Below are 23,719 nucleotides of genomic sequence, written 5' to 3' on the forward strand. Positions count from 1 at the left end.
CCACTCCGAACTTTGTCGCATGGCGTCCGATTTAAATTTATCGGCGGCTTGGCTTGTCCGTCGTGCGGTTTCTGAATTCGTAAGTCGTCAGGAGAAGCTGGAACAAGCTGAGCTTCCACTCGGATTTCACTCTGAAAAAAGCCCGCATTGAATGCCCCACTCGCTAGCCATTTTCGATGAGGTTCCATCTATCGAGGAAACGTGGGCATCCATCGTTTCCTCGATCCGCGCCGAGTATCTATCAGAGACGCAGGCATACCCGTGGATCATCGGTTTCTCCGGGGGCAAAGACAGCACCGTCGTCACGCACGCGGTGTTCGAGGCTCTTCTCCAGATCTCGCCATCCCGGCGGACGCGTCCGGTTCATCTCGTCTCGAATGATACGATGGTCGAGTCTCCTCTCGTCATCGCGCATCTGGATGTCGTCACCCAACGGATCGCAGAAGCGGCTGATGGGCTGGGACTTCCCATCACTGTCGCGCGGACGAAGCCAGATCCCGATAAGACGTTCTGGGTGCTGCTCATCGGCAAAGGCTACCCAAGCCCCAACATGACCATGCGCTGGTGCACGGATCGGCTGAAGATTCAGCCGACCAGCGGCTACATCAAAGGCCAAGTCTCAGAGTCCGGCGCGGCGATCGTTCTCCTCGGCGTGCGTCGCGACGAAAGCCAGTCGCGTCAGAAATCAATCGATCGCTGGCGGAATGCTCGCGGTAGCAATCTGTCTCCGCATGAGCGCCTGCCGGGCGCTCTCATCTACCGGCCGATCGTCGATCTCGCGGTCGAGGACGTTTGGGAGATCCTTGGGACCTGCCACGCTCCTTGGGGCGGTGATCACACGGCCCTCATCAAGCTGTATCGCGACGCCGAAGGCGGCGAATGCCCTGTCGTGTTAAGCGTTGACGAGGCGCCTGGCTGTGGGACCGCGAACAGCCGTTTTGGCTGTTGGACCTGCACGGTGGTCGAAAAGGACAAGAGTCTGCAAGGGTTCGTGGATGCGGGCCAACACCATTACGTGCCTCTCCTTGGCTTCCGTGACTGGCTGCGTTCGATCCGAAACAAGCCGGAGATGCGTCAGATCGTTCGCCGGAACGGCAAGGTGTCGTTCAGTCCGGACGGAAAACACATTCCAGGCCCGTTCACAGTCCAGGCCCGGCGCGAAATCCTGGCACGCCTTCTCGACGTGCAAAGCCAATTTGGCGCTCCCCTCATCACCGACGATGAGGTTCATCGCATCCATCAGCATTGGTCGGAAGAACTTCAAACCCAAGGTGCGCTAGCGAATGTCTGACGCCACGCTCGAAGAGATCAATCTCAGTGACCTGCCGCTATGGGCGGATAAAGAGGCCACCGCGATCCTGGAAGGGATTGCAGCCGAGCACGGGGTGCCCGTGGACGTTCTGACTGAGCTGGTTGGATTGCAGCGCGCAAGACAGCACCAAGAGCGTGCTGCCGGCATCAATCAACGGATCGAGGAGATCCTGGGGCGAATGGACTGATGAGATCGCATCAAACGGGAGGCGTCGATGTGGATCTCTAAAATCGAGTTGGTCTGCTTCAAATCATATCAGCGCCAGGAGTTCGAGTTCCCACAACCCGAGGGTGGTCGGAACATCGTTCTTGTGGGGGGTCTGAACGGTTACGGAAAGACCTCCATTCTGGAGGCCATCTACCTGTGCCTGTATGGCAAGGATGCGATGGCCCACCTAGCGCGCGCCGGTTTAAAGACGGACGAGAAGAAGGGCTATCCGACCTTCCTCGAAAAGGCTTTCAACGGAGAGGCGCTAAGGGCGGGGCAGGACACCATGACGGTGCGCGTCGTTGTCCAGCGCACCAAAACCAAAGGCGCCGAAATCACGCGCAAATGGTACTTTCGGTCGAACGGCACGTGGACCGACGAGGAAACCACGTATCGGGAGATCGTTCGCGGCGTACCGGAAATGCCGCGATCGGACGGGCGAAATGGCTTCCACCTTTCCGAGGTGCTCGACGAATTTTTCGTACCGGCTCACATCGCTCCTTTCTTCTTCTTCGATGGTGAAGAGGTCAAAAAACTCGCCGATCAGAACCGGATCGAACAGGTTAAGCAGGGTTTGGAAGGCCTTCTCGGTGTTGTGCTCCTGCGCTCGCTCACAGAGCGCCTCCGCAGTTTTGAGCGCTCCAAGCGTGATGGCGTTGCCAACGTCGACGAGGACCGCCTTCAGAGCCTCTATACGCAGCTGACCGAGAATGAGCGTCAGGCTTCAGAACTGGCGCGTAAGGGCGTCGAGACGAAAGCGGACCGTGAGGCTCTAGAGGGCGAATTCCAATCGCTCTTGGAGCGTGTCACATCGCTTGGTGGTGGAGGTGGCGATACCGCGACCTACAAGGACCTGATCGAAGAGCGAGAGCAGGTGCGTAACCGCCTTCGGGAAACTCACCGCCGGATGGAAGAGGTTCTGGCTGGACGGCTACCGCTTCATCTCGTGTCCAAGGACGTGTTCACGACCTTCAAAACCCAGCTCGAGGAAGAGGTTCGCTACTTCCAGTGGGAAGGGGAGAAGCGTGCCTTGGAACCGCGTCAGCGCGAGTTTGAAAGCGCCTACGACAAACAGACCGAGCGCCCCATCAACCCACCGCTGACAGCGGAGCAGGAGGGGGTCGTAAAGTCGCGAATCCAGGCCGCGTGGGAAAGCCTATTTTCGCCGATACCGGACGACTGCGCGGATGAGATCATCTACGACTTCCTCTCGATCGAGCAGCGCACGCAAACGCTGGCAGCTCTCGCCGGCTCCTCGCTTGGAATGCAGGAAATCCAGGAAGTTCTACGGCAGCAAAGCGAGGCGGACGAGCGCATCAACGATCTCGGACGCAAAATCTCCCGCCTTGAAGGCATCGATCGCGACGGCACTCTCACCGCTCTACGGGCAGAGCTTAAGACGGTTCAGGACCGGCGAACCGAACTCGACGAAACCTGGCGAACCGATGAGCGGCGAACCGTCGCCTTAGAGGCCCAAATCAGTTCGCAGCGCGCCGAGTATGAGCGCGAGAGGAAGAAGCTCGACGACTCCTCGCCGTCGCGCGAGATCATCGATCGTTCCGAGCGCGTGCGCCGCGTCATTGATGCCGTGATCCCCGCCCTTTTCCCGCTGAAGGTGAAGGAACTGGCGAGCAGCATGACGCAGGTCTACAAACAGCTCGCGCACAAAGGTCAGGTCGCCAAGATCGAGATTGGTGATGATGGATCGACGACGATCCTCAGCAAATCCGGCAAGGCTCTGACGTTCGATCGGTCCGCTGGCGAAAATCAGATCTTTGCCACAGCCCTTATCGCAGGGTTGGCGAAGGTCTCAGGCGTTCGCGCGCCATTGGTGGTCGATACGCCGCTTGGCCGGTTGGACAGCCGGCATCGTCAGAACATTCTTGGCTACTGGACGAGCGATAAGAACCGTCAGGTCATCCTCCTCAGTCAGGACGAGGAGATCGATGCGGATTTTGAGAAGCGGCTGCGCAAGTCCGTCTCCAAGACGTACCTGCTGAACCACATCGATGTCGGCGATGGAGTTGGACGTACGACCGCCATCCCGGATGCCTACTTCGCGGAGCGCGGCGAATGAGCGCCCTCAGCCTCCAGCAGATCATGTCGTCGCGGTTTCGCACGTCGGCCGTAGCGGATGGGCACACCCGAGAGCTGATGGATCTCCTAGGCCTTTCCACGAAGGCCAACGTCGCACGCTTGTCGATCGGCCGCTCCTTGTCGCTTGGAGCCTTCGATAACGACAGCGTCGATGCAAAAGGTTTGGAGATCCCAGCTGCGTCCCTGTTCACGCAGGAGGACGTAACAATCTGGGTCGGACTGATCCTGACCCATGCCAGGGCGAACGGCATCACCATGGATGGAATGGATGCATTCCGTTCGGCACTTCGCCAGCACTGGCACCGGGGCGCTGGCCTCCTCATGGAGGATTGGCGAAGCAGCGGCGAGAATTTCGATAACTTCGTCAGCACCCTTGTGAAGCGTCGTGCGGACTTGCCGGACATCGGTACGCTGGCACAAGCGCAGAAGGCGACAGTCGGCAAAGCTGTCTCGGCCGAGGATCAATCTACGCAACTTGGTAAGGCGCTCGGCGAGATCGGCGTGGGTGCCGAGGTCAAAGGCGTGGTCCACGGTCCTCGCCTATCCCGGTACAAGGTCGCGCTTCGCGACGTGAATCAGCTCGATAAGCTCCGCAAGGGACTAGAGCGTTTGGCGTTGGCCATGAGCCTTCAGGACATGATGCCAGCGCTTGGTCACAGCGACGAGCCGAAGACTGTCACGATCGATATTCCCCGGCTCAGCAAATCCTGGACCACGGCTTCGAAAATCGAGTTCCTGGAAGCCCTGAATGCGGTTGGCGGTTCAGGGACGGAACTTATCGTCTGCCCTGGTATGACGGTCGTTGGTGAGCCCGTTCTGTTCGATCTGCGCTCGGCGCCTCACCTTCTGGTTGGCGGGGCTACCGGACAAGGCAAGAGCGTGTGTGTCCACGCGATCCTTAGCTCACTCATTGTGAAGCACACCCCGACGACCCTTCAGCTCGCACTGATGGATCCTAAACGGGTCGAGTTCTCCATCTACGCGAAGAGCCGCTTTCTCTGGCGCAATGAGATTGCCGTGGGCGCTGATGCGGCACGCGAAACCCTGCGAGCGCTCGTCGCGGAGATGGATGAACGATACGAGCGGATGAGCGAGTTGGGGGTCAACAGCATCGCGGATCTCGCGCTGAAGGGCGTGAAGCTTCCCTATATCGTCGCCTGCGTGGACGAGTTAGCCGACCTCATTATGCAGGATCGCGGCGTCGAAGCTGAAATTATCCGGCTGGCACAGATGGCCCGTGCGGCTGGCATTCACCTCATTTTGGCGACACAACGCCCCGACGCTAAGACGTTCAGTGGTTTGATCCGCAGCAATATCCCGGCTCGAATTGCTCTGACGGTTCAGAAGGCGTCGGAGTCGCAGATCATCCTGGACGAAAGCGGCGCAGAGGACCTGCTGGGGCGAGGAGACATGATCGTCAAGCTGGCGGGCTCACCGCTGGTCAGGGCGCATGGATATTACCTGACGTCGACCGACGTCGAGAACATCGTCGCTCGATGACCGGTAAAGCGTTCGACCATCTGCTCGACACCTCCGGCCTGAAATGTCCTTTGCCGGTCATCCGGGCTCGTAAACTCATTCGAACAATGCCGTCAGGAACCCGGCTGAAAATCATCTGCACCGATCCGCTTGCGGAGATCGATATTCCTCATCTCGCAGCGAGCGATGGGCATCAGCTCGCAGCGAAGGGACGTGACGGTGATCAGTTTTGGTATGTCCTTGAATTAGCTCATAACTCATAAGGCCGACATACGTTAGAGAGGGGTCAGAGGATAGCCTCGACCCCTCTCTTGTTTGCCAAGGTCAGGAGCTTCAAAGAGGGGCCGCTAGGCTTCTTCTCGCCTCGCTCCCATTTGCTGACGACCGACGCCGTGACATTGAGGACCTTCGCGAACAGCGCTTGGCTCATCGCCGCGCGTTCACGAATTTCCCGAATGCTGTCGGCATCGAGTGCGTCCACCGATGTGAGGCAGCTCACATCGAACCCTCGCATAGTTGCCTTATCGATGGCGCCTACCTTGTGCAGACCCTCCATCGCGGAGTGCAGAGAGCGTAGGGCATCACTCTGATACTCCCTCCGGCTCGTGCGGTTCTTCAATCTGTATCCATTCCTTCGTTTTTAAGAGGGCTTTGACCATTGATTGAGGGACAACAGCAAGGATTTTTGCGGCCTCGCGATACCCATCGAGCTCGGTCTTTGTCAGGTTCTCTTGGTCTCGTTTAGCGAAGAGATGAAGGAAGACAATTCGGTCTCCGTCCTTCGTCGCGATGATGGCTCGATGGGCGTTTGCACGACCGCCTTGCCCTTGAGAAACACGCTGTTTGATCAAAAAGGCGCCAAGATCGGCGTCGATCCGTCCCTCTCTGATCTCCCTAGCAGCTTCCCGCAATTCTAAATCTGTGACCTTCGCCTTGCGGGCGAGCCGGTCAAATGCCTTGGTCTTGTACACTTCCATCCTGGTTTCCTGGGCGAATTCGGAGTGCGGCTGCCATCGTTGGTCTCCTATGGTCGGCTGATGCATTGCACTGGCTAGATCAGCACCACGCTGATCCCAAACTCAAAATATGGTACTTAGTGCTATAGTTCAAGCCTGGAGCCGATGAATTTTCGCGGATTAAAGCTCTGCCTGTGGAGCGCCGCGAAAAGATCGAAGCCGGCGCGGCGAAGGTGCTGGAAGACATGCACCTAGCCGATATTCGCAAGGCTTCGCATCTGACACAGGCGCAGGCAGCCGAACGCAGCGGCTGAAACAGAGCGAGATTTCCAGGATCGAGCGGTCGTCAGAGACCGTACAGCTTCGAACACTCTGGCATTACGCGAGCATCTTAGGAGGCAGCGCGCGGGTCGTTCTGGATTTCCCAGATGGTATGAGCGCGTCTGTCGGACTTCACCGGGGCAAACTGGCGAAATCCAAGATCGCCGCGAAAGCTTGAGGCGTCGAAATGGCTCTGTTGCATATGTGGAACGGCCCGGTTTGCAAGGTACGCGTCGCGTCAATCGCCGTCGGACGGTGCAGTCATATGTCCGGCCTGTGAGCGCGGTCCTGGACCGCTGGCCACGATGAGATCCGCAACGTCGATCGCCTGAATCAAACTGTCGCGCTCGAAGGCGCATTGCAACAGACGGTCTGATCGACATCGAGGTGTCGCCCCTCGGGGTCATCACGCTTGGGCACCTTGCCTGGCTCCTCTCGGCGCCGAAGTGCCGAGAAGCTCTTTGTTCCTACGCAGCGGCCATCACCATCGGTGCCCGGTAGGTCCCGCCCTTGACCAGAAGGGCCCAGATCGTGCGAGCCATCTTGTTGGCCAGGGCCACAGCTGCGACCTTGTAAGGCTTGCGGGCCATCAGGGAGACGACCCAGGCCGGCAGCTTCACGCCGCGTTTGGCTTGTTTCAGGATCGATGTCGCGCCGACCACCAGAAGCGAGCGCAGCTGCGCGTTACCGCGCTTCGTGATGCCACCGAGGCGCTCCTTGCCGCCGCTCGAGTGAGCGCTCGGCGTGATCCCGATCCAAGCTGCCAAGTCACGCCCGGTTCGGAAAGCCGCCGGATCCTGGATCGCGGCTCGGACGGTCGCCGCGATGATCGGGCCGACACCGGGAATGCTCGTCAGGCGACGAGCCGTTTCGTCCTCCTTCACGGCCTTGACGATCTTCGTGTCCAACGCCGCGATGCGGGACGACAGTCGTTCGATCTGCTCGGCCATTTCCAGAAGCGCCGCTCTCGCCGCGACTGGAAGACGGGTGTCCGCCTCGTCGCGCAGGATGGCGATCAGCTTATCGATGCTGGCCATGCCCGTCGCGGCGATGATGCCAAGCTCAGCCATGTGGGCCCGCATCGCGTTCGATGTCTGGGTTCGCTGACGCACGAACAGCTCTCGGGTCTTCAGGACCATGCAGGCGGCCTGCTCGTCCGGCGTCTTGATCGGTACGAAGCGCATCGTGGGTCGCGTCACCGCCTCGCAGATCGCCTCTGCATCCGCTGCATCGGTCTTGTTGCGCTTCACATAGGCTTTGACGTAGGCCGCCGGCATCATCCGCACCGTATGGCCGAACTGGCCGATCGCGTTGGCCCAGTGATGTGCGCTGGCACAGGCCTCGAGTCCGACGAGACAGGGCGCGAGACCGCGAAAGAAGTCCAGCACCTGAGACCGCCGCAGCGCCCTGCGGATGATGACGCGGCCATCCTGCGTGATGGCATGAACCTGGAGGACCGACTTGGCCAAGTCCAGACCGATGGTGGTGATCGTTTCCATGGAGCAGGTCCTTCTGTCTCGTGGCGAGGGATCACCACGATAGGCACCTTCGATGCCGCCTCGAAGGGCCGTTCCACACCATCAAAGATGCGAAGGCAGTGAGAGCCAGTGGCTCTGAAGACGGCGGACAGCGAGGGCTTGAGCATGAGTTTGGCGTTCAAGAGCCGACACTTCGCCTCCGACATCATCCTGCTTTGCATGCGCTGGTACTGCCGCTATGCGCTGAGTTATCGCGACCTCGAGGAGATGATGGCCGAGCTCGGCCTCTCGGTCGATCACACCACGATCTACCGCTGAGTCCAGCACTATCCCCCGAGCTCGACCGACGCGTCCAGTGGTGCCGAGATCGCAACAGCGGCAGCTGGTACGTCGACGAAACCTACGTGAAGGTGCGTGGCGAATGGATGTATCTCTATCGCGCGATCGGTGACCGCGGTGAGACGCTCGACTTCCAGCTATCGCAGAAACGGACGACAAATGCGGCCAAACGCTTCCTCGTCAGGCCTTTGAGCCGGTCGCCTCCCAACCGGCCCTTGGTGATCCCGACGGACAAGAACCCGCCATACGACGAGGCGATCGCCTCGTTGCGGCGAGAGGGGTGGCTCGCGGCGACCTGCCAGCACCGGCAGGTCAAATACCTGACGGATGTGTTTGAACAGTCCCTTTCTTCAGGCTGGCCTCCTTCTCGACTCTTAGGATGGTTTCGGTTTGGGTCGCGCACGCCAGTTGGCGACAAAGCGGCGGTACGCCTCCTCGACCTGCCCCATCATCTGTCGTTCAGCCTCTCTCACAGCCTTGAGGCTGTAGACGGCAGCCGATCCCTTGGGTTGGCCTCGGCGTGACGCCTGTCCCGCCGCGAGCTCAAGAGATCGCATCTTCCACGCCAGAAGCGCGGGACGGACCCAGGTGTAGTCCTGTCCTTTTGTCAGCATGTGCCAGATTACGACTGCCAGCTTGCGTGCTGTCGCAACCGCTGCGACGGGCTTGCTCTTCTTGGCAGCGATCCGGTGGAAGAACGCACGCAGCGGGCCTGGAATGCGCATCAGGCACCATGCAGCCTCGACCAGCATCGATCGGGCATGGCCCCGGCCTGCTTGCTGATCCGCCCATGATAGGCGGAATGGTCGCCTGACTGGCGAACCTTGGGGTTCAACCCAAAGGTGCTCACAAGCTTCTGGGGCGAGGAGAAGCGCGTGATGTCGCCGATCGCCGCCATCACGCTCATAGCGACCATAACATCGATACCGGTGATCGTCATCAGCCGTCGCGCCTGAGGCTCCATCAAGGCCTGCTGAGCAAGAACCTTGTCCATGTCCGCAAGCTCGACGCCGAGGCGGTCGAGTTCTGCAGCGTGGCGCGTCACGCTCCGACGCTGATCCTCTTCGAGCGGCAAGGCTTCCAGCCAGGCGCGGCCACGCCGGGAGAACAGTTCGCCCTTGTAGGGGGCGATCAGCTGGGCGTGGAGGATCGACTGGATGCGGTTCTTCGCGCGCGTCATCTGCGCCACGATCTGACCGCGCTCCGCGGTCTCTCGCCGGCGCCGCTCCGTCGCATCGTCCGGCATCCAGACCTCCGGAAGGAAACCACTGGCGTGAAGCCTGGCCAGGACCCGGGCGTCGATCTTGTCGGTCTTCACCTTGGCGTAGGCGATGGCCCGGACCTGGCGAGGGTTGGCGATGACGACGCGCGCGACATACGGCCTGACAAGACGCACGATGGCACTGGTGTTGCCGGTCGCCTCCAGCACCACTTCGTCATCGGCTCGAAGCGTCTGTGCGAACTCAAGGAAGCGACTTCGTTCCAGATCCACCCGTCCGCCGTCCTCTAGGACGTCGGCTTCCAGAATGGCCATTTGCGCGAAGGACCGATGAACGTCGAGAGCGATGATCCTCATCTCCAGCTCCTCATCCACGTTGAACATGCATGAGAGCTGGCGGGCCACACGACACTTACGGATCCGCGCTCACGGCGCACCTAGGCCAGTCGAAGGAGCAGCCAGATAACAACACGAGCTCGCAGCTCAGAGGTACTTTCGGCCTGCCCACCTTCATGCTCCCGGCCTCCCCTTTCCCGGTTGCGATCAGCTTACGCCGGAGGCGACGCTGCGCAAGCGATGTCGGTGATGCCGCCGCCAGCATGCCCGATAACAACCGCCTCGAATATGACCACGGCAGGCTCAAGCAGCGGATCCGCCCCGTGCGTGGCTTCCAGTCGCAAAAGACAGCGCACAACGCCATTCGCGGCTTTGAGACGATGCGGTTGTTCTGGAAGGGCCAGTTCCGCTCGATGGTCGACAGCCTGGCCGGTGAATCGGAAGCTCGCTTCATCCGGCGGCTGTTTCAGGTGTTCGTCGTCTGAAAATGGAACTGATCGGGATCATTGTGGCCTGATCGGCCATTTGCAACGGAGCCTGCCAGCGCACATCATTGGGCCAACGCGATCGGCCAGTTCGGCCATACGGTGCGGATGATGCCGGCGGCCTACGTCAAAGCCTATGTGAAGCGCAACAAGACCGATGCGGCGGATGCAGAGGCGATCTGCGAGGCGGCGACGCGACCCACGATGCGCTTCGTCCCGATCAAGACGCCAGACGAGCAAGCCGCCTGCATGGTCCTGAAGACCCGAGAGCTGTTCGTGCATCAGCGAACCCAGGCATCGAACGCGATTCGGGCCCACATGGCCGAGCTCGGGATCATCACCGCAACGGGCATGGCCAGCATCGATAAGCTGACCGCCATCCTGCGCGACGAGGCGGACACCCGTCTTCCAGTCGCTGCGAGAGCAGCGCTTCTGGAAATGGCCGGAGATCGAAGGACAGTTGGCCCGCATCGAGGCGTTGGACACGAAGATCGTCAAGGCCGTGAAGGAAGACGAGACGGCTCGACGCCTGACGAGCATTCCCGGCGTAGGCCCGATCATCGCGGCGACCGTCCGAGCCGCGATCCAGGATCCGGCGGCCTTCCGAACCGAGCGTGATCTGGCGGCTTGGATCGGAATCACGCGAGCGCCCACTTGAGCGGCGGCAAGGAGCGCCTCGGTGGCATCACGAAGGGAGGCAAGACCCAGCTGCGCTCGCTTCTGGTGGTCGGTGCGACCTCGATCCTGAAACAGGCCAAACGCGGCGTGAGGCTGCCGGCCTGGGTTGTCTCCCTGATGGCCCGCAAGCCCTACAAGGTCGCAGCCGTGGCCTTGGCCAATAAGATGGCTCGCACGATCTGGGCTCTTCTGGTTAAGGGCGGAAGCTGCCGGGTACCGATGGTGACGGCCGCTGCGTAGGAACAAAGAGCTTCTCGGCACATCGGCGCCGGGAGGAGCCAGGCAAGGTGCCCAAGCGTGATGACCCCGAGGGACGACAACTCGATGTCGATCAGACCGTCCGTTGCAATGCGCCTTCGAGCGCGACAGTTTGATTCACGCGATCGACATTGCGGATCTCATCGTGACCAGCGGTGCAGGACCGCGCTCACAGGCCGGACATATGACTGCACCGTCCGACGGCGATTGACGCGGCAATTCCCTTGCAAACCAGCCCATTTCACGTACGCAACGAAGCCATCGATAGTCAAGGGTGCTTGTCGGGTCTGTAGCCAATCTCGACCATCGTCTGCCCGCAGAGTTCAGGCACGGTAAAGCGCACCTTGTCGCCCTCGACGGAAAATTCGAGCACCGACATCTCGGGAACGGACCGCACCGACACAACTGGGTAATCCATACGGACCTCCACCTCGATATTCTGGAGCGTCACGATATCTTGGATTGGTTGTATGTTGGCACCTCCAATGTTGCCGCGGAGAGCCGGTGCTGCGTGGAGGAGATGGACGATGTCGCGGTTCTGCGCCGGTTGCCGGCGGATCGTGACGCGGCCTGCCCGCGGAAGAGTGGTGCGTACGAGGCGCTCGCCCCCCAAGGCGAAGTCTATCGCATTCTCCGCGATCTCCAGCATCGCGACCGCCCCGGTCTCGTGGTAGGCGCTGAAGACAGGGTGGGCGAGATGGATGAAGTTGCCCTTTCGCGCTCCCGCGGCGTAGCCGTTGGGCTCCGGCTTACTCGGCGCGTTGACATGGCCGCTGAAATGACGCGCGGTGCGATCGAAATATGGGTCGAAGACCTCGCCGAGGCTTTCCCCGTCGCGTATGCGCATTCGCTCGGACGGCTTGTACATGAAGAGGGGGTCGTGGACGAACCCGGCGCGCAGGGGCGCCACTGGCAGGAGATAGTCCCCTCCCGCCATGCCGGACGTTCCCTGCCACTCGGCGCCGACGTCGAACAGAAAGCCGCGCGCGGGATCGATGCCGCTGTTGCCGGTAGACAGCACCTTGCCGCCTGCCGCCGCAAAGGCCTCTATTTTCGCCCGAAGATTTTCGTCGACGACGATGACATCGGGAAGGATAAGGAGGCGGTAACCGAACAGATCGCTCTCGCCGTCGACGACATCAAAGGCGAACTGGCCTTCGAGAAGAACGCGCACGCCGCCTTGCTCGGGGGAATCGAAGCGGCGGTCGAATTGCCCGGGAAGCCCGACGAGATCGGGGGTCGAACAGGCTTCCACCGACAGGAACGCGATGTCGGCCCGGTTGGTCGTGTCGATCGCCCAGGCTTCGCGCCCGGCCACCCAGCGATAGGCAGCGCCGATGATCGCCATGGTGGAGGTATCGATCGCGGCGGTCGGGTGCAGATGGTCGCCGACCGAACAGCGGGCGCCCTGCGCCAGCATCGCGGCGCATTCGTACACTAGCGCTTCGGGCTTCTTGTAGCCCCCTACCTCCCCCCAATGGTAGTGGAACTTGCCGGTCATTCCTAGAAACGGAATCCCCAGCGCATCGAAGTAGCGGGCGCTCAAGGGAAAATGCTCGTAGCCCCAGCCGGCCGTCGGCAGGGACTCCAACTCCATGTGACTGTAGACCTGGTAATGCCTGCGCATGCCCTTGCGCATGTGGCCAGAGTTGAAGAACACGGGCATGGACGGGTTGTGCCGGTACACCGCATCGCGGACGCGCTCGTAGAAGCGCTCGGCGGAGAGTTGCGTGAAACGGCGGACATCACCGGAATCGGTCCAGTCGAGGCCCATCTCGTCCATCGCGTCGCGGGCCGACACCGACACGGTCGGCAACTGGAACGCGATATCCATGAAGATGCCGTCGCCGTCGGGATAGTTGACCATCACCTCCTCGGTCTGGTCGCAAAGGTAGTCGAGATAGGGTGTCGAGAAGTCCAGAAAGGCCCAGCCCGCACCGTTGGGCGAGCTGTGTTGGCGCGGCTGCTCGCCCTCCGGCGTCACGGTGCGCCATTCGGGATGCCGGTGCGCTGCAAGCTCGTCCCAGGTGGCGGTCAGATAGATCGGCGCCTTGATCCCGACGCCATGCAGGGCGTCGATCTGGCTGCGCAGAAGGTCGAATTCTAGGCCGGGATGCATCTCCCCGACCTTCGTCGGGTGATAGGAATAGCCATGGTGACATTTCGAGAAGACGGTAACGGAATCGACGAAGGCGTCCTTGAAGGCGCTCGCAAAGCGGAGGGCGTCGAACCGCGAGCCGATACCCGGAATGAGGCCCGACGTGTGGAAGTCGAGATGAACTTGTCGGAAGCGCATGGCAGCTCCTTCTCGAAGAAATGAGATGGTGACGGGCGTCAGCGTTCGGGGAAACGGACGGTGGTGCCATCCGGCGCGAAGACGAAAAGCGTCTCCGGATCGAGGGTCAGCGTGACGGGGTCTCCCTGCTTCACGTCGATCTGTCGGGACCGATGGACCGCCAGATACCCGTCTTGCGACTCGGAATCGAATGAGCGCAGAACCCCAGCATCCACGTAGACCAGCGTCTCGCGGCCCAGGCTCTCGATCACAGCCACCGTTCCCCGGATCCGAGATCCCGTCGCGGCCGCCTCGCCCAGACCCTCGGGTCTTATACCCAGCGTCACCTCGTCGCCGACCGATACACCGGGCGCGGTCAGGCGGAGCGACTCCTCCATTCCGGCGATCGTCAGCGTCGCATATTCGCCGTCCAGTGCGAGGACGCGTGCGCGGATGAAGTTCATGCGCGGCGAGCCGATGAAGCCAGCGACGAAACGGTTCGCTGGGCGGTTGTAGAGTTCCAGCGGTGCGCCGACCTGCTCAATCCTCCCGGCGTTGAAGACAACAATCCGACTGGCCATGGTCATCGCCTCGGTCTGGTCGTGAGTCACGTAGACCATCGTGGCGGAGAGTTCCGCGTGGAGACGGCCGAGTTCTACCCGCATCTGCGAGCGCAGAGCCGCGTCCAGGTTCGACAGGGGCTCGTCGAAGAGAAACACCTCCGGCGAGCGGGTGATCGCCCGCCCGATCGCCACGCGTTGCTTTTGGCCGCCGGACAGCTGCTTGGGTTTCTTGTCGAGATGGTCTTCGATGCGCAGGATGCGGGCAGCCCGTTCCACCGCAGCCTTGACCTCAGCGCGCGTGGCGCCGGCGATCTTCAGTGCGAAGCCCATGTTCTCGCGTACGCTCATATGCGGGTAGAGCGCGTAGTTCTGGAAGACCATCGCCACGCCGCGCTCGGAAGGCTGCTCGCGCGTCACGTCGCGGCCGTTGATAAGGATGCGGCCGCCGGAAATCTCCTCCAATCCGGCGATCGAGCGCAGCAAGGTAGACTTGCCGCAGCCCGAGGGGCCGACCATGACGATGAACTCACCCGGATCCACCTCGAAGCTTACGCCCTTGATGGCACGGAACTCGCCGTAGTTCTTCGTGACGTCCACGATTTCGAGGCTGCGCATCCGGGACTTCCTATTTGCCGAGGCCGGCGAGCGAGCGAACGAAATAGCGCTGCGCCAGAATGAAGATCAGGAGGATCGGCGCGACGGCGATGGAAAGGCCGGCCATGATCGCCGGCCAGTCGGCCGTGAACGAGCCCTGCAGTTGCAGGATGCCGACGGGCAGCGTCTTCACGCCGGGGCTGGTCAGCATGAGCAGCGCCAAGAGGAACTCGTTCCAGATGAACACCGCCTGGAAGATGCACGCACTGGCCACGCTGGGTCCCGACAAGGGCAGGATGATGCGCACGAAGATCTGCAGCCGACTGCAACCGTCGAGCCGGGCCGCCTCTTCCAGTTCGCGGGGGAAATCGAGGAAAAAAGCGTAGAAGAGGATCGTTGTGAACGGGATGCCATAGGCTGCGTATGGCAGAACGATCGCGAGGCGTTGATTCAGGAGGCCGGCAGCCGAGATCATCTGAAAAAGGGGCACGAGCACAGCTTGAACCGGGACTGCGAAGGCCGCCACGATGAGGAGATAGACAAGGCGCGTCCAACGGCTGTCGGAACGTGCCAGGACATAGGCGGCGGCAGCGGAAGCGACCACGATCAACGCGACAGTGACGGAGGTGATGAGGAGCGAGTTCAAGAGGAAGTCGCCGACGCCCACCCGCCAGGCACGGCGGAAAGCCGACAGATCGAACTGGCCCGGTAAGCCGAGCGGGCTCGCGAAGATCTCGCGCCGCGTCTTGAGCGCCGCAAAGACCATCCAAGCCAGCGGCATGGTCACGAAGAGCGACCAGAAGACGACGAAGCCATATGCGGTCAAACGGGGAAGACGAGACATCATCAGGTTCTCCTCGACGCCTTGAGTTGAAGAACGCCAAGAAGTACAGCCAGGACGAGAAGCACGACAGAGAGGGCGTTGGCGTACCCCATATTGTTGAGCGTGAAGGCCTGTCGGTAAATGTAGGTGCCCATGACCTGCGTTGCGTCGGCAGGCCCGCCCTGCGTTGTCGCGTAGATCAGGTCGAACACCTTGATGCCGCCGATGGTGGTGATGAGAACAGACACCAGAAGGACGTTGCGGATCGCCGGGAGGGTGATGTGGCGGAAGGCCCTGACCCCGCGCGCGCCGTCGAGCGCGGCCGCCTCGTAAAGGTCCTTGGGAACCGCCTGGAGCCCAGCTAGGATCAGCACCATCATGAAGCCGGTATACTGCCACGCTGCGACGATCAGGAGCATCCAGATCGCAAGATCGGGATCGCCGAGCCAGCCGAGCGTGGGCGGCGACAGCCCCGTCGCCTTCACCAAAGCGTTCAAAGCACCAATATTGGGGTCGAGGATGATGAGCCAGATCACTGCGACGGCCACCGAGGACACGACCATCGGCGCGAAGATGACTGTTCGGAAGAACGTCGAGCCTTTAGGAAGGCCGCGGTCGAGGATCGCGGCCAGAACTGTGCCGAAGCCGACCTGCAGGACGATCGAGCCGACGACGATGATCAGGTTGTTGCGCAATGCCAGCCAGAAGATCGGGTCGGCGGCCGCTCGGGTATAGTTGGCAAAGGCGACGAACCGCCGTTCGGGCGAGGTGAGCGAGAACTCGTAGAACGAGCCGACTATGGCCAGAACGGCTGGAATGAATATGAAGATCGAGCATAGGACGAATGCCGGCCCCAAAAGGAACGCCGTACCCGCCGCGGAAGACATAGCCGGCCGCTTCGCCATCGTGATTTTCTTGGACATGGGTTTTCACCGATCAGCGTCGACAGTCTTTGGGGCGCGATCTTTGTAAGCGCCCCAAGGTCCCTGCCGGACACGGCGAGGATGGGGAGGAGCTACCTCGCCGCCTCGGCTTTGGTCTGAATGGCCGCGGCACGGATCTTGTCCATCGCCTGACTCGGCGTGATCGAGCCGGTGAGTATCTCAACGCCCGCGTTGAGATAGGCTTCGGCAACCGGCTGTTCTAGGATGACGTCGAGCGAATTCACCCCTTTGGAAACCTTGGAAACGTCGCCGATCATCCAGTTGAACTGCTCGGTGGCGCCAGGCACGGTGCCGATATTGTCCGGGTTCGAGGGGATCGCCTTGCGGAACTCGGCGAACTTGGCGGCGACCGGCCCGGAAACGAGAAAGCTCAGCCATTCCACGGCCGCGTCGGCATGCGGGGTCTTCACAGACACTTGGTAGCCTTGCGGCACGAGGAAGTTGGTGTTCGGATCGCCTCGGCCGCCGGCCACGGGAGGCATGCGGAAAAGTCCATAGCCGTTATAGCCTTCGGCATCGATGATCGGCATGCACCATGTTCCGCAGTAGATCATCGGCGAGATTTCGGATGAGAACATCGTGCGCGTGACCTCGGGGGACGTGGCGTTCGGCGCGTCCTGAAAACAACCGGCGCTCTTGAGGTCCAGAAGCTTCTGCCATGCCTCGACATAGCCGGGATCGGTGAACAGGGCGTCGTCGGCATGGGTGAGGGCATAGTCGCCCGCCGTCGTTTGCGAGCCGACGACCCGGTCGTTCAGCATGGAGATGTAGTGGATCACCTTCCAGCGCTCCGAATTGCCGAGCGGCAGGGGCACTACCTCGGGATCGGCCGCGCGCACGGCCCGGCACACTCCCGCCAACTCGTCGAAGGTCGCCGGAACCTTCAGCTGGTGCTTTTCGAAATAATTTATGTTGTAAAAAAAGTATTTCGAAACGGCTTCGATCGGAACCCCATAGCTACGCCCGTTCTTCTCGAAAGAGCTTCGCCAAGCATCAGAGATTTCCGACATGAAGCCGTTCGGCCGCGCGCCAAGATCGGTGATGTCGAGGACGAGCTTGTCAGCGATCAGGCGACTGGAGGCCTCGCCAGCCCAATTGAAGAAGATGTCCGGCGGCTCGGAGCCAACCAAGGCAATCTGGAGATTGGTCTTATAGGCTTCGTTCGGATAAAATTCGTTGACGATGGTGACGTGCGGGTGCGTCTTGGCGAATTCGCCCTTGGCATATTCGAAGAATTCCGGAGCGCCTTCTTCGGACAGGCTCCACATCCGGAGCGTCACAGCTTCTTGCGAGTCCGCCATGGAAGCCGTTGTCAAAAGCGCCGTCGTCCCGACTAATGTTGCAATGCTCACCGCCAGGGCTGCACGAAACCGAGCCATCAAAATCTCCTCCCAGAGACAGCGATCAGGTTAATCCAAACTCACCGGCTCCAACCAGAAGCCAAACTTTTTATCGAACCGTTTCGATCCATACTAATAAGAATCTGTATGCGTAAAATACGCACATCAATCGCAACGGTTCGATGGCATTGAGACCATGGACGTGGCTGTCGTCAAGAGCCTTGATGCCCGGTAGACGCTGCTGGAGGGGAGGCCCGCTTGGAAGCGACTAGGATTTGCGTCCCGCCTGGAAAAGCGGCAAGCCTTGAAGCTGCAGGCACGAGAAGCAATTTGAGCATGGCAACCATCCGAGACGTCGCGCGACTAGCTGGAGTGTCCATCTCCACCGTTTCGCTTGCTTTGCGCGACGCCTCTCGCGTCAGTCTGCAGACCCAAGAGCGGATTGCCGAGGCGATCCGAGACATCGGCTATGTTGCCAACCCGATCGCTCAAACGCTGAAGAGCGGGCGCAGTCGCCTTATCGGCATCATATTCGGCAACGTGACGAATCCGTTCTTCGGTGAGATCCTGCAGAAGGTGGAGCGTGCAGCTTTGGAGCGGGACCATCTGGTTATTGTCTCGGAGTCGCGGTTCGATCCCGAACGCGAACTCGCCATCCTGTCCCATCTTGTTGGTCAAAGGGTTTCCGGGTTGATCCTCGTGCCCCATGGACGGGGGGAGCGGTATCTTAACTATCTGCGCCGTCTCGACCGGCCGCTCGTCACCCTCGACCACCGGGTGGAGGGACTGCCCGCCGACTTCGTCGGTTCCGACAACCATCTCGCCAGCGCCATGTTGACAGAGCACATGATACGATACGGCCATCGGCGCATTGCCCATATCGCCGGACCCTCTGGTCTATGGACCGCCGACGAGCGCAAGAGAGGTTTTCTCGACACCATGGCAACGGCCGGGCTTGGCGTCGACGACGCAATGGTCGTTCACGGAGATTACGAGGCCGAGATGGGGTATGGTCTGGCGATGCGCCTTTTGACGAGCGCCAGCCGTCCCACTGCCATCCTAGCGGCCAACAATACAACGGCGCTCGGCGTTCTTCAGGCCATCGACGATTTAGGCTTGAGATGTCCGCAACACATCTCACTGACCTGCATTGACGATGTGCCTTGGTCGAAGATTATTAAGCCTCGCTTGACTATGGCCGTCCAATCAACAAGCGATATCGCTGATATCGCAAGCAGTTGGTTGTTCGATCGCATCGACCAGTCAGTCGCCACTGCCCCACCCCCGCGCGAACGGCTGCTCATGCCGAAGCTAGTGGTAGGCCAGTCATGCGCACCACCCTGACCGTCTTCTGCCGGATCCGCATGGTTTGAGGATCGGCACCGAGCCGGCGCTGAACCATCTCCAGGACATCTTTTTGCTCGCAGCGCGCGACCCGCAACTCTTTGCCTGTCGTGCAGTCTGCCTTCCGCGTGCGAGCCTCGCAGGCGTGCGTCCAGTTGCAGCTGAGCGTCATCCCCTTCCACCGTGGTAGAGCGATGACGAGAAGCTTTAGATCGTGATGGAAAGCCAGGCGGCCTCGCGCATGGTCTCAATGACGTCGCGCCGTCATGGGATCTCGCGCTCGCAGTTGGGGACACGGCTTCCCAGCTTTCGCGCCGAGCATCCGTCATTTCATCCGGAGCCAGCCTTCGTGCTGGCCCTGATCGACCCTGAGCCTATGTCCGAACCGGTCGCCGTCATTGACGATACGGCGATCGTGGTGGAGTTGCCGACGGGCGGACGGCTACGGTTTCTGGCCTCGACGCTGTCATTCGGCGGGCAAAATTGGGTCTGACGCACTTTCGATGCCCATCAAGGCGCTCCGATGAGTCGCGCTTCGAGCAAATCGAGCTTGGCGCGCCCGTACATCTAACGTTTGACGAGCTTCAGGCGGTTGACGTGGCCTTCGGTCTGGCCATTCGACCAGGGCTCAGTGACGGCGGCACGAACAGCCGCGAGATCCTTGCCGATACTGCGGGCGAACGAGGCGATCAGGCTGGAGCCAGCGTCCTGGAGCCAGGGGTCGAGATCGGCTTCGGCCATGCGCCGGATGATCGACTGGAAACGGTCGATCAGGGTCCTCGCTTCGGCAAGGGCTGGCGCGCCTGCCTCGATCGCGGCGACGGTAAGAGTCTCGGTCTTTGCCAGGAGGTCACGCTTCAACGTCATCAAGCGGGCGATGGTGAGAGCTGATGGCGGTCTGCGAAGCTGGGCGGTCGTCATGCGTTCGGAGCGGCGTCGGCGCGTCGCCCACTCCGAGACGACACGAGTCGATCCGCCAAAGCCAAGCGCCCGCAGGCGGCGCCAGAGTTCGGGCTTGTTGCGGCACCCCGCCTCCCACTGCGCGTCGAGGAACGGCAGATGCCGATCGAGCGAGCCTTGCCGGACCCGGAAGACGTCTGTGCGCTCGCCACGCACAATCAAGCGTACCAGCTTGCGGCTGCGACCCGTTCGGCGGACGATCTCCTTGATCGAGGTGCCACTGGCCGCCACTTCGACGACGATGGCATTCGTCTCTTCGCGGCGGAGGTAGCCTTCGTATTGCAGCCGCTCTGCCGATGTCAGGAGCATGGAGTCCACAATCGTTGCGCCGAGGGCGGCTCGTATCGGCTTCATCGCCTTCGACACAGCTTCGAGGAAGCTGCTGCTGGCGTTCTCCATGAGATGCCAGCGGTCGGCGATCTGGACCGCAGCGGGCAAGTCCGTGCAGCCGCTTCCTTGTAGCCGCCACCTCGGTCCCGGGAGACAACACGAATGCCGGAATGGGCGGCGAGCCACGCGGCGACGGTCGTAATCTCGCGGTCAGGCAGCAACTTGACGATCCGACGCCGCTCCAGGTCGCAGACGATCGTGCCGTAGCGGTGGTTGCGGCGGAACGCCCAATCATCGACGTCGACCACTGTCAGGGGCTCAGTACGGGAACGAGCGCGGCGCCGCACGACGCGCAGCAGGGTGTCGTTTCTCACCGGCAGCATGAGCCGGGCAGCGAAGATGGCACCGGGTCTTCCGCCGAGAGCAAGGCCAAGATGGTGGACGATCCCCTCCATCCGCCCGGTGCGACGGGCTCGCTCCGGCACGGTCGAACCGAAGCGCTCGGCAAAGATCCTCTGGCGGCAGTCCAGCCCGTCACAGCGGAAGCGACGCGCCATAAGATGAAGCTGGACGGCTCCACCGCCTAGGGCAGGTCTGCCACGCGCCGATGGTACCGGCTGTGCACGCGTTGCGAAAGACGATTGCAGGATGGGCACGCCGCCGATGTTCCTCGCAGCGATGCGTTGATGATCAGGACGCCGTCCACGAACTCCTGATGATCGATAGCGAGCCCCGCGGGAGCGACGGCTGAGAGCGGAAGGCGGCATGGCATCTCGACGATCTTCATCGGAAATCGCCAATCCCACAGCAAAATTGCACCGAAGATGAGTCAGACCCAGTTTTAAATGCCGTTTGACAGACAATCAAATCACCGTGAAACGGAAGCGGACCGACCCTATGCCGCCTATTGTTCGCATCTGGCTTCGGCTGCATTCACGCAGCAATCGCTCGTTCATGCTGAACCAGAAGGACATTGACCATATTACCGTTGATAGACTGATGACGAACTATGTCTTACTAGGCGGACGACGCCCGCTGCATTATTGTCCTCAACGGTATGATGATACCTCTTGGAAAGCTATCTTAATGCATTCACACATTCACTGACTACGCTTGTCCATCAAAAGACATGATTGAATATGATCATTGTTTGATGTACACTCGGCAAAAAATTGATCCTGCAGGTCACCCTCAATAATGCCTTTTGCCTCATCGTATAGAATTTCGGTGCGGCGTGAGATCTTTACCCCCCGAAGCGAAGGTAGAGGGCTTATGAAAGTGCCAATACATGACGCTACCTGTTTTATGCGAAGCTCAGGCTGGCAGCAAGTAGCTCGGTTAGCGTTGCCTGAAACCAACGGACCATCTATAAAATTCTTAAAATGATCCGACCTATTGCACATTTCGTTGTATTCTACCAAGTCGTTGAGTTGCCTAGCAATGGATCCCGCGACATTTGCAACCTTCGCAGTCTGTTCGGCAGACTGCTTAAGTTTCAAAAAGTCTTCGAACTGGGCTTGTGCTGAAACGGAGGATGATGCAAGGCAGGCTCCAATAAGGCCGGCAACAAAATATTTCATCGTTTTTCCGTGTATATGTGGCGAGAGTTTTTAGGGGGTAAAATCGAAACGCTGCAGCTGTTTGGCTTTGCATACAAAGCGATCCGATCTATTGCGAATGGAATCCGTCCAGCGCGAATAATTCTCCATAGGCGATGCCGTCGACGGCCGCCCGAAGCTCACCTGCGTCTAGACCAGTCAGCCCATGTCGCTCGGAAAGAAGACGCGTCAATGAGCCGAACATATGGTCTCGTAGGTCGCTGCGGAAAACGACCTCAATTAGGTCGGCAGGCGACTCGATTTCGATAAGAGAGATCTGACCGGGCTTGCGGAGCAATTCTTGAGATGGTCGCATAGCCGTACCAAAGCCGAAAAGTGCTGTGTTACCAAACTACCTCCGGCGTCGCGGGATCCCGTTGTTTCCATCGCCATAAGCGGCTCCGCCACCTCCAGCCGTAGTCGATGCCCATGTGCGCGATGCATTCCGTATCACCAGCAAGCGATCCTAGGACGATCATGCCACAAGTCTTCAGGGTCAGGTTATGGGACCAGTCATTCCCCGGCACTGCCATACCGGGTAAGTGGGCGGCAACGTGCGAGGATCTCCTCGATGGCCGTGTTGCGCAACGTCATGGAAGCCGCGACCTTGCGATCTATCTCAATGTAGGTCGTCATAGACTTCGAACGTTCAAGGCCCCAGCCCTCCCAATTCGAGATGGCGTCTTGTCGAACCTCCAGACCTCTTCGAGCCGTTGTAAGATAAGCCTGGAGCGCATCGAGATCGATGTCAGGTTTGGAGCTGAACGATTCTTGCATGTTCTTCATCAGAGAGGGATCATCGATCGCTTCGATGTCGGCGAGCACTGTTTCCAGCTCACCTTTGCCGATCAACGCAGCGAGTTCCTGATCGATTGTCATCAGCCTTTGCAGGAACGCATCACGACCGCCCGGACGCACTCGGCGGACGTGATCGATCGAGTCGGTGATAAAACGCAGCATACCATATAGCGTCGCTCCGGGTTCTAGACCCAGTTCGGGATAATCCTTTACCAATGCTTCGGCTTTCGGCCAAATCGAGCGAGCATACTCCGCCGAAAGACTCGTCTGCCGAGAGGAGGGTGTCGGGACCCGATCCCCATCGAGCGAAGACATCTGTTCGATGTTGCGCGGCGCCAAAGCTCTGTGGAAGGCGCTCGCAGTGATGTCCGTCAGACCTGCCATACGTTCGATCGTTGCAGGTGTCGTCTGGTCGGGCGAGACAGGACGGAACAGATCGCCACCAGCGACCGTGAAAGCCTGGGCGACCAACGCGGAACAGAATATCCCATGGTCGTCGATGCGATCGAGCATCTGCGTCGGGAAGACCGAGCGCACGGCTCGCGCGACGGAGTAGTCACGTCCTACCTCGTCCATCGCGATGCGCGCCGCTGTCTCGGCGATCAGGGCATCGGGATAGCGAAGAAGACGAATGTTCCCTATGTCGTAGGCAAAGCAGCGCGCCAGCGACAACGTGCTCACTCCAGAGCCTATGGCTTCCACGAACGTCGGTGGATGCGAGCATATCAGGGCATGGCTGAAGTTGCCCTTGGTAGCTGCCCTGATCATGCTCGAACTGATCAATCCCTTGCGGTCGTCGCTCTCGACGTTGGACGTCAGGAGTATGTCGCCGGGATGCAACGCGTCCACGCGAGGCAGAAAGACCATTCTTCCATCGAACTTCGGTCGCCCGGCGACTTCATTCACGATTGCCCCACTCCATACTCCGACCTTGCGCATCAATATGGTGGGCATCGAACCGAACGCCAACATGATGGGAACGCTC

General features: G+C 60.4%; 19 protein-coding genes and 4 pseudogenes. 11 read left to right on the forward strand and 12 right to left on the reverse strand.

Translation table 11 applies throughout. The annotated features are described in order from the left end of the window. Window positions 1–151: 151 nt before the first annotated feature. The 5 genes from dndC to AUL33_RS21785 are packed head-to-tail and all read left to right on the forward strand — an operon-like array spanning window position 152 to window position 5,358. A complete protein-coding gene (gene dndC / locus AUL33_RS20260; protein ID WP_082652779.1) occupies window positions 152–1,291 on the forward strand; it encodes a DNA phosphorothioation system sulfurtransferase DndC in 1,140 nt (379 codons plus the stop codon). After that, a complete protein-coding gene (locus AUL33_RS20265) occupies window positions 1,284–1,499 on the forward strand; it encodes a DNA modification system-associated small protein (RefSeq protein ID WP_062212761.1) in 216 nt (71 codons plus the stop codon). Before dndC ends, AUL33_RS20265 begins: the two co-directional genes overlap by 8 nt. Window positions 1,500–1,526: 27 nt before the next feature. After that, complete coding sequence (gene dndD, locus AUL33_RS20270; RefSeq protein WP_062212764.1) at window positions 1,527–3,596, forward strand: DNA sulfur modification protein DndD; 2,070 nt, start codon at window positions 1,527–1,529, stop codon at window positions 3,594–3,596. Continuing rightward, on the forward strand, window positions 3,593–5,116 hold the full coding sequence (locus AUL33_RS20275; RefSeq protein WP_062212767.1) for a DNA translocase FtsK: 1,524 nt from the start codon (window positions 3,593–3,595) through the stop codon (window positions 5,114–5,116). The genes dndD and AUL33_RS20275 overlap by 4 nt, the downstream gene beginning before the upstream one ends. Beyond that, the gene (locus AUL33_RS21785) at window positions 5,113–5,358 is read left to right on the forward strand and encodes a sulfurtransferase TusA family protein (protein ID WP_082652780.1); all 246 of its coding nucleotides are present in this window, start codon (window positions 5,113–5,115) and stop codon (window positions 5,356–5,358) included. The genes AUL33_RS20275 and AUL33_RS21785 overlap by 4 nt, the downstream gene beginning before the upstream one ends. A gap of 23 nt (window positions 5,359–5,381) precedes the next feature. Here AUL33_RS21785 and AUL33_RS20280 read toward each other — a convergent pair whose 3' ends face one another. From AUL33_RS20280 to AUL33_RS20290, 3 genes are all read right to left on the reverse strand, one after another. Next, window positions 5,382–5,714, reverse strand: coding sequence for a helix-turn-helix domain-containing protein (locus tag AUL33_RS20280; protein WP_374754456.1), 333 nt, complete (start codon window positions 5,712–5,714; stop codon window positions 5,382–5,384). Beyond that, the gene (locus tag AUL33_RS21790) at window positions 5,677–6,072 is read right to left on the reverse strand and encodes a type II toxin-antitoxin system RelE/ParE family toxin (protein WP_192843236.1); all 396 of its coding nucleotides are present in this window, start codon (window positions 6,070–6,072) and stop codon (window positions 5,677–5,679) included. Before AUL33_RS21790 ends, AUL33_RS20280 begins: the two co-directional genes overlap by 38 nt. A 767-nt stretch (window positions 6,073–6,839) precedes the next feature. Continuing rightward, window positions 6,840–7,871: an IS110 family transposase gene (locus AUL33_RS20290; protein ID WP_062212773.1), complete on the reverse strand. Its 1,032-nt coding sequence runs from the start codon at window positions 7,869–7,871 to the stop codon at window positions 6,840–6,842. Window positions 7,872–8,009: 138 nt separating this feature from the next. Between AUL33_RS20290 and AUL33_RS20295 the strand changes: the two genes are divergently transcribed. Next, window positions 8,010–8,168 carry a hypothetical protein gene (locus AUL33_RS20295; protein ID WP_156419521.1) on the forward strand — a complete coding sequence of 53 codons (159 nt, stop codon included), beginning with the start codon at window positions 8,010–8,012 and terminating at the stop codon, window positions 8,166–8,168. After that, window positions 8,165–8,521, forward strand: a pseudogene (locus tag AUL33_RS22965) (DDE-type integrase/transposase/recombinase); the annotation flags it as partial. The gene AUL33_RS20295 and the pseudogene AUL33_RS22965, both read left to right, overlap by 4 nt. Window positions 8,522–8,563: 42 nt before the next feature. On the opposite strand, the pseudogene AUL33_RS20300 reads toward AUL33_RS22965, so the two are convergent. Beyond that, window positions 8,564–9,765, reverse strand: a pseudogene (locus tag AUL33_RS20300) (IS110 family transposase). 242 nt (window positions 9,766–10,007) lie between these two features. Here AUL33_RS20300 and AUL33_RS22590 point away from each other — a divergent pair. Next, window positions 10,008–10,229 (forward strand): DDE-type integrase/transposase/recombinase, encoded by a 222-nt coding sequence (locus AUL33_RS22590; protein WP_192843237.1) that lies wholly within the window; start codon window positions 10,008–10,010, stop codon window positions 10,227–10,229. 21 nt (window positions 10,230–10,250) lie between these two features. Continuing rightward, window positions 10,251–11,147, forward strand: a pseudogene (locus AUL33_RS20310) (IS110 family transposase). 286 nt (window positions 11,148–11,433) lie between these two features. On the opposite strand, the gene AUL33_RS20315 reads toward AUL33_RS20310, so the two are convergent. The 5 genes from AUL33_RS20315 to AUL33_RS20335 form a co-directional block, all read right to left on the reverse strand. Beyond that, the gene (locus tag AUL33_RS20315; protein ID WP_062212779.1) at window positions 11,434–13,461 is read right to left on the reverse strand and encodes an alpha-amylase family protein; all 2,028 of its coding nucleotides are present in this window, start codon (window positions 13,459–13,461) and stop codon (window positions 11,434–11,436) included. A 38-nt stretch (window positions 13,462–13,499) separates the two neighbouring features. Beyond that, on the reverse strand, window positions 13,500–14,618 hold the full coding sequence (locus tag AUL33_RS20320; RefSeq protein ID WP_062212780.1) for an ABC transporter ATP-binding protein: 1,119 nt from the start codon (window positions 14,616–14,618) through the stop codon (window positions 13,500–13,502). Between the two features lie 10 nt (window positions 14,619–14,628). Next, window positions 14,629–15,444: a carbohydrate ABC transporter permease gene (locus AUL33_RS20325; protein ID WP_202815320.1), complete on the reverse strand. Its 816-nt coding sequence runs from the start codon at window positions 15,442–15,444 to the stop codon at window positions 14,629–14,631. Then, window positions 15,444–16,343, reverse strand: a complete 900-nt coding sequence (locus AUL33_RS20330; RefSeq protein ID WP_062212782.1) for a carbohydrate ABC transporter permease — start codon at window positions 16,341–16,343, stop codon at window positions 15,444–15,446. The genes AUL33_RS20325 and AUL33_RS20330 overlap by 1 nt, the downstream gene beginning before the upstream one ends. 92 nt (window positions 16,344–16,435) lie before the next feature. Next, window positions 16,436–17,743 (reverse strand): ABC transporter substrate-binding protein, encoded by a 1,308-nt coding sequence (locus AUL33_RS20335; RefSeq protein ID WP_082652783.1) that lies wholly within the window; start codon window positions 17,741–17,743, stop codon window positions 16,436–16,438. 297 nt (window positions 17,744–18,040) lie between these two features. Here AUL33_RS20335 and AUL33_RS20340 point away from each other — a divergent pair, with 297 nt between their 5' ends. Beyond that, window positions 18,041–19,048: a LacI family DNA-binding transcriptional regulator gene (locus AUL33_RS20340; RefSeq protein WP_062212786.1), complete on the forward strand. Its 1,008-nt coding sequence runs from the start codon at window positions 18,041–18,043 to the stop codon at window positions 19,046–19,048. 217 nt (window positions 19,049–19,265) lie between these two features. After that, complete coding sequence (locus tag AUL33_RS20345) at window positions 19,266–19,541, forward strand: hypothetical protein (RefSeq protein ID WP_062212788.1); 276 nt, start codon at window positions 19,266–19,268, stop codon at window positions 19,539–19,541. Window positions 19,542–19,615: 74 nt separating this feature from the next. Here AUL33_RS20345 and AUL33_RS20350 read toward each other — a convergent pair. From AUL33_RS20350 to AUL33_RS20355, 3 genes and pseudogenes are all read right to left on the reverse strand, one after another. Continuing rightward, window positions 19,616–21,110 (reverse strand): annotated as a pseudogene (locus tag AUL33_RS20350) (ISL3 family transposase). Window positions 21,111–21,438: 328 nt separating this feature from the next. After that, window positions 21,439–21,918: a hypothetical protein gene (locus AUL33_RS22360; protein ID WP_156419523.1), complete on the reverse strand. Its 480-nt coding sequence runs from the start codon at window positions 21,916–21,918 to the stop codon at window positions 21,439–21,441. 531 nt (window positions 21,919–22,449) lie between these two features. Next, a complete protein-coding gene (locus AUL33_RS20355; RefSeq protein ID WP_156419524.1) occupies window positions 22,450–23,640 on the reverse strand; it encodes a hypothetical protein in 1,191 nt (396 codons plus the stop codon). Window positions 23,641–23,719 lie beyond the last annotated feature (79 nt).

It is taken from the genome of Aureimonas sp. AU12, from assembly GCF_001463705.1.
Classification (GTDB): domain Bacteria; phylum Pseudomonadota; class Alphaproteobacteria; order Rhizobiales; family Rhizobiaceae; genus Aureimonas.